Source organism: Micromonospora coerulea (assembly GCF_016598485.1).
In the GTDB taxonomy this organism is placed as follows: Bacteria; Actinomycetota; Actinomycetes; order Mycobacteriales; family Micromonosporaceae; genus Micromonospora; species Micromonospora coerulea.
In genome coordinates this window covers 43,474-58,278 of record NZ_JAEMUW010000010.1, presented here as the reverse complement: position 1 = coordinate 58,278, position 14,805 = coordinate 43,474, and the positions used below count along the sequence as shown (strand labels likewise).

Below are 14,805 nucleotides of genomic sequence, written 5' to 3'. Positions count from 1 at the left end.
GGGCCCCTTCGTCGTACCTGCTCAGTCGTCCAGCAGCAGCCGGTCGAAGCCGGACTGGGTCACCGTCCAGTCCCAGGTCTTCAGGACGTGGTCGGAGGCCGACTGACCGGTCTGCCGCCACTGCTCCTCGGTGGCGGTGGCGGCGAGGATCCGCTCCGCCGCCTCCTCCGGGGTGGCCACCACCCAGTCCGCCGGGAAGAGCGTGCGCGCGCCGTGCGGCTTGTCGGCGAAGAACGGCCAGTCCCGCACCACCGGCACCGCGCCGCTGGCCGCACCCTCCACCAGACCGCAGTGGAAGCTCTCCCGGACCGAGGTGCTGAGGATGACGCCCACCTCGCTGAGCGCGGCGGGCACGTCGTCGGTCTGCCCGTACCGGCGGACCGCGCCGATCGGCTCCAGCTCCGCCAGGTCCTTGGCGAGCTGCTTGCCGTACTTCTTGGCCGGCAGGCTGGTCCGGTTGTTGAAGTTGCTGCCGATCAGGGTGAGCGTGTACCGGTCGTCGCGCTCGCGCAGCTTCCGGACCACCTCGATCGCCCAGCGCGGGTCCTTCGCCACCGAGCTGACGCCGACCAGGCCCAGGTTGAACCGGGCCTCGGCGGGCTTCGGCCGCGGGTAGCGCTGGAGGTCCATCGCGTTGTCGATGACCCACAGCCGCGGCGCGTCGGGCCCGGTCAGCTGGGGCAGCACCGCCGTGGACAGGTCCCGCAGGTGCTCCGAGACGAAGACCATGTCGTCGACCCGCGAGTAGTCCACCAGGTGCGGCCAGAAGTTGAACGCCTCGAAGCTGTGCAGCCGCACGATGATCCGGGTGGTGCCCGGGTCGTGCAGGGTGAACAGCGCCGCGGTCGCCTGGCACCAGTCCACGAAGACGGTGTCCGCCCAGTCCAGGTGCGGCCGGAGCCACTCCTCGATCTTGGCGCCGTACGACGTCTCGCCGGTCAGCAGGTGCTCCATCACGGTGCTGCCGCTGAGCGCGAGCGGCCGGCGTACCGGATCGTCGTACAGGTCCAGGAAGCGGACCTCGACGTTCGGCATCGACTCGTACCGCTGGAGGATCTCCTGCAGGAAGTTGTGGTTGATCAGCGTGGTGACCAGCAGCCGCAGCGGGCGGCCGGACGGCGGCGTGGCGGCCGGGGCCACCCGGCCGCGCGGCGCGGACAGCTTCCGGGCCGCGACGCTGGCCCGGAACGGCGCCAGGAAGGCACCCGGGTCCGCGCTCATCGGCGAGGTGAGCCGGTCGAAGTGCAGCACCCGGTTCGAGGCGAGGCTCCACGCGTTGGAGACGGCGAACGACGCCTGCTTCGGGTTCTTCGTCAGCAGGCTGTCCGCCAGCTCCAGCTGCGCTCGGATCGCGTCGTGCAGCCCGGTCGGCACCCGACCGAGGGCGAGCTCCGCCTGGGCGGCCTTGGTGAGCATCTGGGCCCGGGTCTTCGGGCTGCCGATCCGGCGCACCGCCGCGGCCGAGGCCCGCGCCGCCACCGCCGGCTGGCCGGCCCGGACCGCGCTGGCGTGCAGCCGGAGGGCGAGCTTGCTGCGGTACCGGTCCGGGATGCGCGGCGCGGACACCGCGCGGGTCCAGAGCCAGGCCCCGGCCGGGTTGCCCATCACGGTCTGGCCGGTGGCCTTCTTGAGCGTGGTCTTGGCGGTCTGCACCGCCAGCCGGCGGGCGCCCCGGGCGCCGATGCCGGCCGTGGCGGCGACCTGCCGCTCGAGCCGCCTGGTCGGCGGGAGGGCGCGCCGCGCGTCGAGCGCCTTCTGCGCGGGCACCAGCCCGTAGTGCGCGCCGGCCCGGGTGTTGCGCTGGGCCATCTCCCAGACCGTGTGCACGGCCCTGACGTCCAGCGCGACCAGCAGGTCGGCCTGGCGGTACCGCCGGCGCACCCAGGGGTTGCGCCGCGCGTGCAGCCAGATCTTGCGGTTCGCCGGCGCCCGGCCCAGGGCGGCGCGGAACCGGGCGTCCCGCTCCGCGGCGGGCACCACGAAACCGCGCAGCTCGGCCAGCGCCGGGTCGACCTCCAGCTCGGCGGCGTCGAAGAAGCAGGCCACCGCCACGGTGGCGCCCCTGCTGCGGAAGCGCTCCAGCGCCTCGATCAGGACGGCCGGCTGCTTCGGCAGGGTGCTGGCCACGATGAGCACGTTGGTCACGGTCGGGGGTCTCCAGTCGATGCGGTCGCGGTCGGGGCGGACGCGCCGGCTGCGGCCGGCCGGACGAGCTCCGCGAGGTGCCGGACGGCGGGGGCGAGCACCGCCGGACGGGCGAACCGCCGGGCCAGCTCGCGCGCCGCGGCGCGGTCGGCGTCCGTGGCCTTGACCGCCATCCGGGCCGCCTCGGCGAACGAGTTCGCCAGCCGGTGCGGGTCCAGACCCACGGCCCCGGTCCAGAGCGGGTGCCCGGCCAGCACGTTGCTGGCGTCGTGGTCGACGTCGTGCGCGGAGACCACCGGCAGGCCGGTGGCCATGAACTCGTAGACCTTGCCGGAGGTGACGAACCGCCCGCCGACCAGCATCAGCACCAGCGCGTCCCAGGAGCCGTAGGTGGCGGCGAGTTCGGCCTTGGGCACCGGGCCGCCGAAGCTGACGCCGTCGGCGGCGGCCTCCTTGAGCAGGTCCATGTGCCGGTTGGCCTCGCGCGCCGCGCCGGCGCCGATGTGGCCCCGCACCTCGAACCGGGAGCGGGCCAGCAGCGGGTCGTCCCGCCGGGCGATCCGCCAGCCGTCGAGCACCGCCTCCAGGAAGGCCGGCGTGAAGTTGACCGAGCCGAGGTAGCCGAAGGTCAGCCCCGCGGACGGGTCCGCCGCCCGGCCGGCGATGGCCGGCAGGCTGTCCTCGTCGTAGCCGTTGCGCACCACCTGCACCCGGTCCGCCAGCTGCGGGTACCGCTGCCGGTAGAAGTCCGCGATCGGGTCGTTGACGCACCAGACCGCGGTCGCGTGGTCCAGGACCTTGGACTCCCACCGACCGGAGACCGAGTCCCGGGTGAAGGCCTCGCCGCCGCCGATCACGTCCAGCGACCAGCCGTCGCGGAAGTCCACCGCGTAGGGGACCTGGTACTCCTCCCAGAGCTTCCAGGTGGCGGCCAGGTTGACGTACGGGGCGCAGGAGGTCAGCAGCAGGTCGGCCGGGTGCTCGCGGTGCACCCGCAGCACCGCCTTCTCCAGCTCGTAGCGCCAGCCGCCGAACACCGGCTCGGGGAAGACCTTCTGCTCCCGCTTGCGCAGCGCGGAGATCCAGCCCGGCGGGTCCAGCGACCGCTCCTCGGAGAAGGCCCGGATGTCGGTCTCCAGGTCCTCGCGGATCAGCGGCAGCTCCACCACCTTGACCCGGGGGTCGACCCGCTCGGAGAGCGTGTGGTCGAGGCCGTACTCCCGCTCCCAGGCCTCCTGGCAGATGGTGATGACCGTGACGTCCCAGCCCTGCTCGCAGAACTGGTTGGCGGTCTCCCGCATCCGGTAGGCGCAGCTCTTCGCCGCCGGCGGGAAGCCGATCGCCAGGTAGATCACGTGCGGCCGGGCCCCGGCGTGGTCCCGGGACCGGGGGAGGGGGACGAGTCGCTTGTTCATCGCATACTGCCGATCGTGAGGAGAGGGTGGCCGCTCATGCCTGGTGCGCCCGCAGCGTCTCGATCACCCGGTGCGCCGCCCGGCCGTCGCCGTACGGGGTGCCCCGGGGGGTCTCGGGCGCCGGCCGGGTGGCCAGGGGGAGCCACGCCGAGCCCAGCTCGCGCGGGTCCGGGACCAGCCGGTTCCAGTCACCCTCGAGCGTCTCGACCCACTCGGTCTCGGTGCGCAGCGTGGTGCACGGGCGGCCGAGCAGGTACGCCTCCTTCTGCAGCCCGCCGGAGTCGGTGACGACGCCGACCGAGCCGAGAACCGCGGCCACCATGCCGGCGTACGGCAGCGGGCGGCCGACGTGCAGCGCCCCTCCGCCGAGCTTCAGCCCCTGCTCCTCGGCCCGGGCGAGCAGCCGGGGGTGGGCCAGCAGCGCCACCGGCACGGGTAGTTCGGCGAGCGCCTCGACCAGCGCGGCCAGCCGGGCCGGATCGTCGGTGTTCTCCGCCCGGTGCAGGGTGGCCACCAGGTACGGGGCGTTCGGGTCGATGCCCTCGGGCAGCGCCGGCGCGGCGTGCTCGCCCCGCTCGACGGCGTCGCGGACCCGCAGGCAGACGTCCACCATCACGTCGCCGACCAGGACCGAGCGGTCGGCCAGGCCCTCGGCGGCCAGGTGGCGCACGGCCTCCTCGGTCGGGGCCAGCAACAGGTCAGCGGCGTGGTCGGTGAGCACCCGGTTGTGCTCCTCCGGCATCCGGCGGTTGAACGACCGGAGCCCGGCCTCCAGGTGCGCGACCGGGATGTGCTGCTTGACGGCGGAGAGCGCGCCGGCCAGCGTCGAGTTGGTGTCGCCGTAGACGAGGACCCAGTCGGGCCGCTCGGCGGCCAGCACCGGGTCGAGGGCGGCGAGGGTGTTGCCGGTCTGCACGCCGTGACTGCCCGAGCCGATGCCCAGGTGCACGTTCGGGTCGGGGATGCCCAGACCGGTGAAGAACACGTCCGAGAGGTCGGCGTCGTAGTGCTGACCGGTGTGCACGATCACGTGCTCGCAGTCGCCCTCGGCGAACGCCGCGGCGATCGGCGCGAGCTTCACCAACTGGGGGCGGGCGCCGACGATACTGACGACCTTCACGACGTATCTCTCTCCTCGGATCGCGCACGGGTGCGCTCTGTTGGTCGGTGGATCGGTGGACGCGCGGTCCGGTCGGCCGGGCCGGTGGCGGGGCGACCCGCCCCCGCCGACGGGCCCGGATACGTTCCGTACCAGCCGGGCGTGAACACCTGGCGTACGGGAGCCGACAGCGCGCCCACCGGCGCCTCGCGGCGAGTGACCCCGGCCACCGATGAGCGCGGCGCGGACACCCGCGACGCGCGGCGGCCCCTGGAATAGTAGTGCCCGGACGCCGCGACGGCGACGACCGGCGAGGCCAGCGGTTCGTGCCCCACGGCCCGTGGGCCGGCGGTGCCGGCGGGCCACCGGGACGTCAGCCGGCGCGCGGCCGGATCGCCGGCGGGCCGGGCGGGACGCTCCGACGACTCGGGACGTTCGGTGCCGGCCGCGACTCCCGCGCCCGCATCGGGACGAGTGGCGTGGGAGGCGGACACATCGCAAGACCCTAACCCACTGCTCGCGGCCCGTCCCGCCGCCGTCGACCGGTGGGCAGGGACGTGGCCGGCGGTTTCCCCGCGGTTCACCCGGCCGGCCCCGTCCGGGCGGCTGGCGCAGCGCCCGACGCCGACGACGGGGCGCGGCGGCGCCGCCACCACCCCCGCCACCTGCCCCGATGTCCGGGCCGTCGGCGGCGGTGGCGCTGCCCCTTTCGCGGGGCCGGGTTGTCGTAGACTCGCTCCGGTCCGCAGGCGCGGTGCTGGCTGGGCGAAAGACGGGCAGGAATGGGATCTGACGGCACTACCGCAGCGGCGGGCACCCGGGGACGGGTCGTCATGCTGGTGGACAACGGGGTCAACGGCGACTCCCGGGTGCAGAAGGCGGCGCGGTCGGCGGCGAACGCCGGCTGGGAGGTCATCCTCCTCGGGCGGGCCCCGGTCGGGCAGCCGCAGAGCTGGCGGCTCGGCGACGCCGAGGTCCGGCTGCTGCCCATGCCGGAGCCGCTGGCCAAGCGGCGGCACGAGTTCCGCCGCGCCTGGCTGCGCCGGCCGCTGGCCTATCCGCCCAGCGGCATCGCCGCGCACCGCACCCAGGCGGTCAAGGCCTGGCGCGCCGATCTGGCGGTCCGGCGGGCCGCGCTGACCGCCGCCGCCCGTGAGTCCGGGGCCGGCCGTGCCGGCGGGCTCCCCTGGACGGCGCTGCGGGCCGAGGAGAAGCTCGCCGGCCTGACCCGCCGTTGGGTCTCGTTCCGCAACCGCCAACTCACCCAGGCCCGCCGCGGTCGCAAGCTCGACGGCCCCTGGGACCGGGCGTACACGCTGTTCTGGCAGAAGGTGCGCGGCGGCGGCGCCTGGCGCCGGCTGGAGCCGGGCCTGTGGGACTACGAGCTGGCGTACGGCCCGGTGGTCGACGAGCTCGCGCCGGACCTGATCCACGCCAACGACTTCCGGATGATCGGGGTGGGTGCCCGCGCCAAGATCCGGGCCGCCGCCAAGGGCCGCCGGATCGCCCTGGTCTGGGACGCCCACGAATACCTCCCGGGCGTGCAGCCGTGGCGGGACAACGCCCGCTGGCTGCCGGGGAACGTCGCTCACGAGCGGGAGTACGTACCGTACGCCGATGCCACCATGACCGTCTCCGGCGGCCTGGCCGATCTGCTCCAGCGCGAGCACGGGCTGGCCGAGCGGCCGGCGGTGGTGCTGAACGCCCCCGCCGTGGACGAACTGCCCACCGACCCCACCGCGCCGGTGCCGGACATCCGGGCGCTGTGCGGGCTGGGCCCGGAGACGCCGCTGCTGGTCTACAGCGGGGTGGCCGCCGCCAAGCGCGGCCTCGGGGTGCTGGTCGAGGCGCTGCCGGAGCTGTCCGAGGCGCACGTGGCCCTGGTGGTGAACAAGCCCGACTCCGCATACGTGCGGGGCCTGGTCACCCGGGCCGGGGAACTGGGCGTCGCGGACCGGCTGCACATCCTGCCGTACGTGCCGCACCACCAGGTGGTGCCGTTCCTCGGCGGCGCGCAGGTCGGGGTCATACCGATCCAGCACTGGCCCAACCACGAGATCGCGCTGATCACCAAGTTCTTCGAGTATTCGCACGCCCGCCTCCCGCTGGTCGTCTCCGACGTGCGAACCATGGCGGAGACTGTCCGGGAGACCGGGCAGGGTGAGATCTTCCGAGCCGAGGACGTTGCGGACTTCGTCCGCGCGGTCCGCGCGGTCCTCGCCGATCCCGCCCGCTACCGGGCCGCGTACGAGCGGCCGGGGCTGCTGGCGGGGTGGACGTGGGAGGCGCAGGCCGAGGTGCTGGACGAGGTCTACTCCCGGTTGCTGCCCGATCGGCCGGGCCCGACCCGGGCCGCCGACCCGGCTCCGGGCGCCGCGCCGACGTCGGTGGAGGTGGGCGCGTGAGCCAGCCGGACGTGACGGTCATCGTCGCCGTCTACAACACGATGCCCTACCTCACCACCTGCCTCACCTCGCTGGTCGAGCAGACCATCGGCCTGGATCGGCTCGAGGTCGTCGCGGTCGACGACGGGTCCACCGACGGCAGCGCGGCCGAACTCGACCGGTTCGCCAAGCGCTACCCGGGCACCGTCACCGTGCTGCACCAGCCCAACTCGGGCGGCCCGGCGGCGCCGAGCAACCGGGGCCTGGACTCCGCCCACGGGCGGTACGTCTTCTTCATCGGCTCCGACGACCACCTCGGTCCCGAGGCGCTGGAGCGGCTGGTCGACGCGGCCGACCGCTGGGGCTCCGACGTGGTGCTGGGCCGGATGGTGGGCACCAACAAGCGCTACGTCCACCAGGCGATCTACGCCAGCACGGAGGAGCGGGTGGACCTCTTCGACAGCCCGCTGCCGTGGTCGCTGTCGAACACCAAGCTCTTCCGGCGGGACCTGATCGAGCGGTACGGCCTGCGGTTCCGCGAGGACATGCCGATGGGCAGCGACCAGCCGTTCACCCTGGAGGCCTGCTACCGCGCCGGGAAGATCTCCGTCCTGGCCGACTACGAGTACTACTACGCGGTCAAGCGGGACAACGCGCAGAACATCACCTACGCGAGCCGGTTCGAGGAGCGGCTGCGCTGCGCCGAGGAGCTGGTCGGCTTCGTCGCCGGGCTGATCGAGCCCGGCCCCCGCCGCGACGCGGTGCTGGTGCGCCACTTCACCTGGGAGGTGGCGAAGCTGCTCCGGCCAGAGCTGCTCGACCTCGACCCGGACGTGCAGCAGCAGGTCCACGACCGGATCCGCAAGCTCGCCGAGGCGTACCTCACCGACCGGATCGTGGCGGCGCTGGCGCCCGACGTCCGGTTGCGCCTGGTCCTCGCCCGCGACGCCGACCTGGACCGGCTGCGTGAGCTGATCCGCCAGCAGGGCGACAAGGTGCTGCCCGACGTGACCATCGAGGGCGACCGCTGGTACGCCCACCACGTCGGCTTCCGCGACCCCGAGCTGGGCTACCCGGACGACTGGTACGACGTCACCGACCGGGCCGCCAAGACGCTGGCCAAGCTCACCGCGACCGAGCTGGCCTGGGGGCGGGACGCCGCGGGTGCCCGGGCCCTGGTGATCACCGCGCAGAGCCGCTGGGCCGAGCTGGCCGAGCTCGCCGCGGACGCGGTCCGGGTCAGTGTGGGCGAGTTGACGGGTGTCAGTTCGGTCGCGCCGGGCGGCCCCGGTACCGTCGTACGGACGGACTTCGCGGTGGACCAGCTGCTCGCGGTCGTCGCGCCGAAGGGGGAACGTCGGGTGGTACGGGCCGAGGTCACCGCGATGGGCGGGACCGGGTCGACGCCGCTGCGGACGGATCGCCGCGTCGCGGCGCCGCGCCGGGTGGCGCGGCGCGGCGTCCAGTTCCACCTCGTCACGCCCACCACGAACCACAAGGGCCAGGTGATCGTCGCGATCACGCCGGTGACGCCCGGTCGGTTCATTGCCCGTCTCCGCCGAATGTGGCCCTCAGGAGGAAAGTAGTTCCATGAACATCTGCGTCGTCGCGCTGGGAAAGATCGGTCTGCCGCTCGCCGTGCAGTTCGCCTCGAAGGGGCACCGGGTGCTCGGTGCCGACGTCTCCGAGCGGGTCGTGCGGCTGGTCAACGACGGGGCCGTGCCGTTCCCCGGTGAGACCGACCTGGACGTCAAGCTGAAGGAGGCGGTGGCCGCCGGGCTCCTGTCGGCCACCACCGACACCACCGCCGCGGTCGCCCAGTCGGAGGCGGTCGTGGTGGTCGTTCCGCTCTTCGTGGACGCCGAGGGGGTGCCGGACTTCGGCTGGATGGACGACGCCACCCGGGCCATCGCCGCGGGCCTCAAGCCGGGCACCCTGGTCAGCTACGAGACCACGCTGCCGGTCGGCACCACCCGCGAGCGCTGGGCGCCGATGCTCCAGGAGGGTTCCGGCCTCACCGCCGGCAAGGACTTCCACCTGGTCTTCAGCCCCGAGCGGGTGCTCACCGGCCGGGTCTTCGCCGACCTGCGCCGCTACCCGAAGCTGGTCGGCGGCATCGACGAGGCTTCGGCCGAGCACGGCGTGCGCTTCTACGAGGCGGTGCTGGACTTCGACGAGCGGGCTGACCTGAACCGCCCGAACGGGGTGTGGGACCTCGGCTCGGCGGAGGCCTCCGAGCTGGCCAAGCTCGCCGAGACCACCTACCGGGACGTCAACATCGGCCTGGCGAACCAGTTCGCCCGGTTCGCCGACACGGTGGGCGTCGACGTCACCAAGGTCATCGAGGCCTGCAACACCCAGCCGTACAGCCACATCCACTCGCCGGGCATCGCCGTCGGCGGGCACTGCATCCCGATCTACCCGCGGATGTACCTCTGGAACGACCCGGCGGCCACGGTGGTGCGCTCGGCCCGCGAGGCCAACGCCGCCATGCCGGAGTACGCCGTCGACCTGCTCGCCGCCGCGTACGGCGACCTCACCGACGTCGGGGTGCTGGTGCTCGGCGCCGCCTACCGGGGCGGGGTGAAGGAGACCGCCTTCTCCGGCGTCTTCCCGACCGTCGAGGCGCTGCGCGCCCGGGGCGCCAAGCCGTACGTCTCCGACCCGATGTACACCAACGAGGAGCTCGTCGCGCACGGCCTGCCCGGGTACGACGGCGAGCCGATCGGCGCCGCCGTGATCCAGGCCGACCACGCCGAGTACCGCACCCTCGCCCCGGCCGACCTGCCGGGCGTGACGGTGCTGGTCGACGGCCGCCGGGTCACCGACCCGGCCCGCTGGACCGGTGTCCGCCGGGTGGTCATCGGCGGCTGACCCGCCCGCCCCGCCAGTGGGCCCCGGCCGTCACGGCCGGGGCCCACTGCGTTGCGCGGCTCGTCGGGTACCCGCGGTGAGCAGTGTCACCGGCCGTTCACCCGCCCGACACCCCGGCAATACTTGTGTTACTTGGCCCGTTTAAGGTCGCAGCTGTCCGGTATCGGACTCATCGATACCGGTGGGCAGACAGGGAGCGTTCTTTGTTCAGCAGAGTACGGAGCCAGCAGGGCGTGGCCACGGTCGGCGCGGTGCTGCTGGCGTACGGGATCATGGTGCTCGCCGGCGTCTTCGGCTGGGTGGTCCCGTTCGCGGTCGCCGGGCTGGTCGCCATCTCCGGCGAGGTCGCCCTCGCCACCCGGTTCGCCGAGACAGGTGCGCTGCTCCAGAAGGCCGGTCTCGGGCTGGTCTGGCGGCGGCTCACCCGCGACCTGTCGGTCGTCCTGCTGATCGTCAGCGCGGTCCGCCCCGGGCTGGCCGGGACCCTCGGGGTCCTGTTGCTGCCCGCCGCGCTGTGGACCGTGGCCGTCGGCACCACCGCCCTGACCAAGATCGTCGACGGGCGGGCCGACACCCCGGCGTTCACCCGCAACATCGACCTCGGCGCGCTGCGCCGGGTGCCGGTACCGCCGGTCTGGGCCCAGCGGCTCGCCGGGCTGCGGCTGCCCTTGCTCAACGTGCTCCTCGTGCCCGCGGCCGTGGTGGCCGCGCTGGTCGACCGGGTCAGCCCGGTGGTGGTGACCGGGCTGGTCACCCTGGCCGCGGGGGTCGTCACCGCGGCGGTGCTGGCGCTCACCTGGTTGCGCGGGCGCGGCAAGGCCCCCGGCGTGCTGCCCGCGGTGCACGACTGGCTGGCCCGGGAGCGGCCCGAGGTGGCGCTCTACTTCGCCGGCCCGGCCAAGGACGTCTACCAGGCCAACATGTGGCTCGCCCCGATCGAGGCGGCCGGGCACCGCGCGGTCGTGCTGCTGCGCGCCGAGGACGCGTTCCACGAGCTGGCCGACACCCGGCTGCCGGTGGTCTGCGTACCGGCCGGCGTGGACTTCATGAACCTCGACCTGGGCAGCATCCGGGTCGCCCTGTACGCGGCCAACGTCGGCGCCAACATCCACATGCTCCGCGAGCCGGGCGTGAAGCACGTCTTCGTCGGCCACGGCGACAGCGACAAGCAGGCCAGCGTCAACCCCTACAGCAAGGTGTACGACGAGGTCTGGGTCGCCGGGCCGGCCGGCCGGGAGCGGTACGCCCGGGCCGGGGTGGGCGTGCTGGACCGCGACATCGTGGAGATCGGCCGCCCGCAGCTCGCCGGGGTGCACACCTTCGGCTCGGAGTCGGCCGACCGCCCGTTCACCGTGCTCTACGCCCCCACCTGGGAGGGCTGGCTCGACGACGACCCGTACCACACCTCGGTGGTGCTGATGGGGGAGCGGATCATCACCGGCCTGCTCGCCACCGGCGGGGTACGGGTGATCTACAAGCCGCACCCGTTGACGGGCACCCGGTCGAAGAAGGCCCGGGCGGCGCACGAGCGGATCGTCGCCCGGATCCGCGCCGCGGGCGGCGACCCCGACGCCACCTCGCTGGACGGCACCGCGCACCTGGTGGTCACCGGCCGCCTGCCGGCCCTGTTCGACTGCTTCAACACCACCGACCTGCTGATCAGCGACGTCTCCAGCGTGGTCTCCGACTTCGTGCAGAGCGAGCGGCCGTACGTCGTGGCCAACCCGGCGGGCCTGCCCGAGGACGAGTTCCGGCGGACGTTCCCGACCGCCCGGGCGGCGTACCTGCTCTCGGCCGACTGCGGCGAGCTGGCGAAGGTCCTCACCCTCACCCGGACCGGGGACGACCCGATGACCGAGGCGCGGCGGGAGCTGAAGGAGTACCTGCTCGGCCCCGCCGGGGTGAACCCGGTGGACCGGTTCCGGGGCGAGATCGACCGCCTCTGCGGCTGACCGCGCGACGCGGACGACCGGGGGCGACGGCATGAGCCGTCGCCCCCGGTTGCGTGCTCAGCCCTGCTGCGGCGGGTTGTCGACGTCCCGGGAGATGACCTCGCCGCGCTCGTCGACCCAGCCCTTCGGCCGCGCCGGGTTGCCGGCGACCAGCTGGTACGGCTTGACGTCCTTGGTGACCACGGAGCCGGCGGCGATCATCGCGAACTCGCCGACCTCGATCCCGCAGACCAGGGTGGCGTTGGCGCCGATCGAGGCGCCGCGGCGGACCAGGGTGGGGGTGATCTTCCAGTCCGGGTTCTGGGCGCGCGGGCGGAAGTCGTTGGTGAAGACGGCGCAGGGGCCGACGAAGACCTCGTCCTCGATGGTCACGCCCTGGTAGACGGAGACGTTGTTCTGGATCTTCACCAGGTCGCCGACCGTGACGCCGGCGTCGACGTACACGTTGCGCCCGATGACGCAGCCGGCGCCGACCTGCGCGGTCGAGCGGATGTGGGCCAGGTGCCAGACCTTGGTGCCGTCGCCGACCGTGGCGCCCTCCTCCACGTCGGCCGTGGGGTGGACGAAGATCGGGGACCGGTCGTTGCTGTCAGTCATCCTTCAACTCGCATCGTCGCAGGGCGCTCCGTCGCGCCGTCGGTGCCGCGCGCCGGGTCCGCGCCGGGTGACCGCCGCGGCCCGCGCGGGCCAGGACCGCCCGGCCGCCCCGACAGTCGATGCCGAGGCCGGGGCACGGGCTCGGCGTAGCATAGCGAGCCGGTCAGGCGAGCAGCGCCGCCACCGCGTCGGCGGCGGGTGTGTCCGCCGGCAGGGCCTCCGCCGCCACCACCGCGTCCACCGGCAGCGCCCCGTAGAGGTGCGGGAAGAGCGCGCCACCGCGGGACGGCTCCCAGCGCAGCCCGTCGCCGAGCCGGTCGGGATCGACGGTGAGCAGGGTCAGCCCGGTGACCCCGGCGAACACCCGGCGGGCGGTCTCCACCACCTGGTCGGCGCCGGAGAGGTGAATGTAGCCGTCCTGCTCGTCCATCGCGGTGCCGGTGAACCGCCCGGCGGCGCGGGCGTCGTCCCACTCGTCGTTCGACAGAATCTTGTAGATCACCACCGCAGCCTAGGGCGGCGGGTACCGGGTTCGCCGGTCCGGCCCCGACCGGCCCGCACAGCCGGCATGCTCGGGATCGACGGGCGCGGAGGGATGGCGATGCGCAGCTATCACGAGGACTGGACCGACGGCCAGCGGGCGGTCTACGACGAGTGCCACCGGGCCGGCACGGAGTGGGCCGCCGACCCGGACACCCCGACTGAGGACGTGCAGCACGTGATCAACCTCGGGCAGGCCGACGACGACACCTTCGCCGACGCCGAGATCGACTACCCGCCGCTGGTCGACGCGGTCACCCAGGCCACCGGGATCACCGTGACCAGCGTGCCCGCCAGCCACGACGATCCCGGCTTCCGGGGCTTCGTCGACGGGGTCCGGGATGCCACCGCGGACGAGGTCTTCGGTCTCTGAAGCGGGAGCGGCCCGGCGTCCGCGGCCCCGGCGGGAGGCCGCCGGCGGGTTACGGCGACGCCTTCCAGACCAGGCACAGGTACGTGCCGTACCAGCCGGAGACCAGCACCAGGAACACGAAGAGCGCCACCACGGTGCTCCGGCGGGCCTTGCCGAGCCCCATCGCGATCGGCAGCAGCAGCGTGAAGGCGGGCATCAGGTAGCGGCCCTTCGCCCAGTAGTAGTTCTCGGTGCCGATGCTGATCAGGAAGAAGGCGATCGAGTAGATCACCAGGGGCAGCGGGTAGCGGTGCAGGACGAGCAGCGCGATCAGCACCACCGCGAGCCCCAGCAGCAGGGTGGACATGTAGAACGCCAGCCTGGTCGGCTGGGTCAGCATCTCGTCCAGCGCCTTGACCGTCGACGCCCCGCCGTCGAAGCCGATCCGCCAGGTCGTCTCCTGCATGTGGAAGTAGCCGTCGATCCGGCCCAGCCGGTGCCCGATCCAGGCCAGGTAGCCCAGGTACCCCAGCGGGCTGAGCGCCGCCGCCACCCAGGGCCGCCAGCCGTCCTGCCGGCGGACGATGGCCACCAGCGCGGTCAGGCCGACCGCGGCGGCCACCGTCGTGGCGGTGGGCCGGGAGAGGCCGGCGACCAGGCAGAGCAGGCCGGCGGTCAGCCACTGCCGGCGCAGCAGCGCGTAGAGCGTCCACGCGACCAGCGCGGTGAAGATGGTCTCCGTGTAGGCCATGTTCTGCACGATGGCGTGCGGCAGCACCGCCCAGAGGCCCACCAGGAGCAGCCCGACCCGGCGGGAGCCGAGGTGGGCGCCGACGGCGTAGATCCCCGCGGCGGCGGCCAGCCCACCCAGCCAGGAGACGATCAGCGCGGCGACCGGCGTGGAGAATGGGGTGATGGCGGCGACCGCCGCGATGAGCCCCGGGTAGAGCGGGAAGAACGGCAGGTTTGGCAGCCGGCTGGACCCGTCCGGGCGGTGGTTCACCAGCCCCTGGTCGTACCCGTTGTCGGCGATCTGCACGTACCAGCTGCTGTCGAACCGGCTGTGCAGCAGCGGCCAGAAGTCCGTGCCGGCGCGGTGGGCGAAGATCGCCAGGATGACCAGCCCGCTGACGCGCAGCAGCGCGTAGAGCGCCATCGCCTGCGCCGCCGGGTACCGCAGCCACCACCCGGGCCGCCGCCCGTCCGCGGGGCCGTCCGGCTGGCCGGTCCCGGCGGCCGGAGCCGGGGTCACGCCGCGGCGGTCGGGGTCGGTCGGGGATTCGGCGTCGAGGTCGCGGCGGGGCGCGGACTCGTCGTGCGCGGCGGCGGGAGCGGACACAAGGCAGAACCTTAACCCACCGGGTCGCCGGTCGTCCGGCCCTGCGGCGGGGGGACGGGGACTCCCGCCGCGCCGGCCCGTCTGCCACCATTCGTGGGCAGCAGGTCG

General features: G+C 73.7%; 11 protein-coding genes. 5 read left to right on the top strand and 6 right to left on the bottom strand.

The features are described from left to right. Window positions 1-21: 21 nt before the first annotated feature. The 3 genes from I8N68_RS14870 to wecB are packed head-to-tail and all read right to left on the bottom strand — an operon-like array spanning window position 22 to window position 4,680. Window positions 22-2,145 (bottom strand): glycosyltransferase, encoded by a 2,124-nt coding sequence (locus I8N68_RS14870; protein WP_200210566.1) that lies wholly within the window; start codon window positions 2,143-2,145, stop codon window positions 22-24. Further along, window positions 2,142-3,560 carry a glycosyltransferase family protein gene (locus tag I8N68_RS14865; RefSeq protein ID WP_200210565.1) on the bottom strand — a complete coding sequence of 473 codons (1,419 nt, stop codon included), beginning with the start codon at window positions 3,558-3,560 and terminating at the stop codon, window positions 2,142-2,144. Before I8N68_RS14865 ends, I8N68_RS14870 begins: the two co-directional genes overlap by 4 nt. Window positions 3,561-3,594: 34 nt before the next feature. Next, window positions 3,595-4,680 carry a non-hydrolyzing UDP-N-acetylglucosamine 2-epimerase gene (wecB, locus tag I8N68_RS14860; RefSeq protein WP_200210564.1) on the bottom strand — a complete coding sequence of 362 codons (1,086 nt, stop codon included), beginning with the start codon at window positions 4,678-4,680 and terminating at the stop codon, window positions 3,595-3,597. A gap of 812 nt (window positions 4,681-5,492) precedes the next feature. Between wecB and I8N68_RS14855 the strand changes: the two genes are divergently transcribed. The 4 genes from I8N68_RS14855 to I8N68_RS14840 all read left to right on the top strand — a co-directional run bounded on the left by I8N68_RS14855 (window position 5,493) and on the right by I8N68_RS14840 (window position 11,869). Beyond that, window positions 5,493-7,064 (top strand): glycosyltransferase family 4 protein, encoded by a 1,572-nt coding sequence (locus I8N68_RS14855; protein WP_200210563.1) that lies wholly within the window; start codon window positions 5,493-5,495, stop codon window positions 7,062-7,064. Further along, window positions 7,061-8,629 (top strand): glycosyltransferase family 2 protein, encoded by a 1,569-nt coding sequence (locus tag I8N68_RS14850; RefSeq protein ID WP_200210562.1) that lies wholly within the window; start codon window positions 7,061-7,063, stop codon window positions 8,627-8,629. Before I8N68_RS14855 ends, I8N68_RS14850 begins: the two co-directional genes overlap by 4 nt. A gap of 4 nt (window positions 8,630-8,633) precedes the next feature. Next, a complete protein-coding gene (locus I8N68_RS14845; RefSeq protein ID WP_200210561.1) occupies window positions 8,634-9,917 on the top strand; it encodes a nucleotide sugar dehydrogenase in 1,284 nt (427 codons plus the stop codon). A gap of 203 nt (window positions 9,918-10,120) precedes the next feature. After that, the gene (locus tag I8N68_RS14840; protein ID WP_200210560.1) at window positions 10,121-11,869 is read left to right on the top strand and encodes a CDP-glycerol glycerophosphotransferase family protein; all 1,749 of its coding nucleotides are present in this window, start codon (window positions 10,121-10,123) and stop codon (window positions 11,867-11,869) included. A gap of 57 nt (window positions 11,870-11,926) precedes the next feature. On the opposite strand, the gene I8N68_RS14835 is transcribed toward I8N68_RS14840, so the two are convergent. After that, window positions 11,927-12,466 (bottom strand): acyltransferase, encoded by a 540-nt coding sequence (locus I8N68_RS14835; RefSeq protein WP_200210559.1) that lies wholly within the window; start codon window positions 12,464-12,466, stop codon window positions 11,927-11,929. 163 nt (window positions 12,467-12,629) lie between these two features. Beyond that, window positions 12,630-12,968: a DUF952 domain-containing protein gene (locus I8N68_RS14830; RefSeq protein WP_200210558.1), complete on the bottom strand. Its 339-nt coding sequence runs from the start codon at window positions 12,966-12,968 to the stop codon at window positions 12,630-12,632. A gap of 99 nt (window positions 12,969-13,067) precedes the next feature. On the opposite strand from I8N68_RS14830, the gene I8N68_RS14825 reads away from it, so the two are divergent. Beyond that, window positions 13,068-13,379 (top strand): hypothetical protein, encoded by a 312-nt coding sequence (locus I8N68_RS14825; RefSeq protein ID WP_200210557.1) that lies wholly within the window; start codon window positions 13,068-13,070, stop codon window positions 13,377-13,379. A gap of 49 nt (window positions 13,380-13,428) precedes the next feature. Here the strand turns inward: I8N68_RS14825 and I8N68_RS14820 are convergent, their stop codons facing one another. Then, window positions 13,429-14,697, bottom strand: a complete 1,269-nt coding sequence (locus tag I8N68_RS14820) for a putative hexosyltransferase (protein WP_234039733.1) — start codon at window positions 14,695-14,697, stop codon at window positions 13,429-13,431. Window positions 14,698-14,805 lie beyond the last annotated feature (108 nt).

Bases quoted from the DNA above. Each gene is read 5' to 3' on its own strand.
- I8N68_RS14865 (WP_200210565.1), bottom strand. From the start codon at position 3,560: ATGAACAAGCGACTCGTCCCCCTCCCCCGGTCCCGGGACCACGCCGGG.
- I8N68_RS14855 (WP_200210563.1), top strand. From the start codon at position 5,493: ATGCTGGTGGACAACGGGGTCAACGGCGACTCCCGGGTGCAGAAGGCG.
- I8N68_RS14845 (WP_200210561.1), top strand. From the start codon at position 8,634: ATGAACATCTGCGTCGTCGCGCTGGGAAAGATCGGTCTGCCGCTCGCC.
- I8N68_RS14835 (WP_200210559.1), bottom strand. From the start codon at position 12,466: ATGACTGACAGCAACGACCGGTCCCCGATCTTCGTCCACCCCACGGCC.
- I8N68_RS14825 (WP_200210557.1), top strand. From the start codon at position 13,068: ATGCGCAGCTATCACGAGGACTGGACCGACGGCCAGCGGGCGGTCTAC.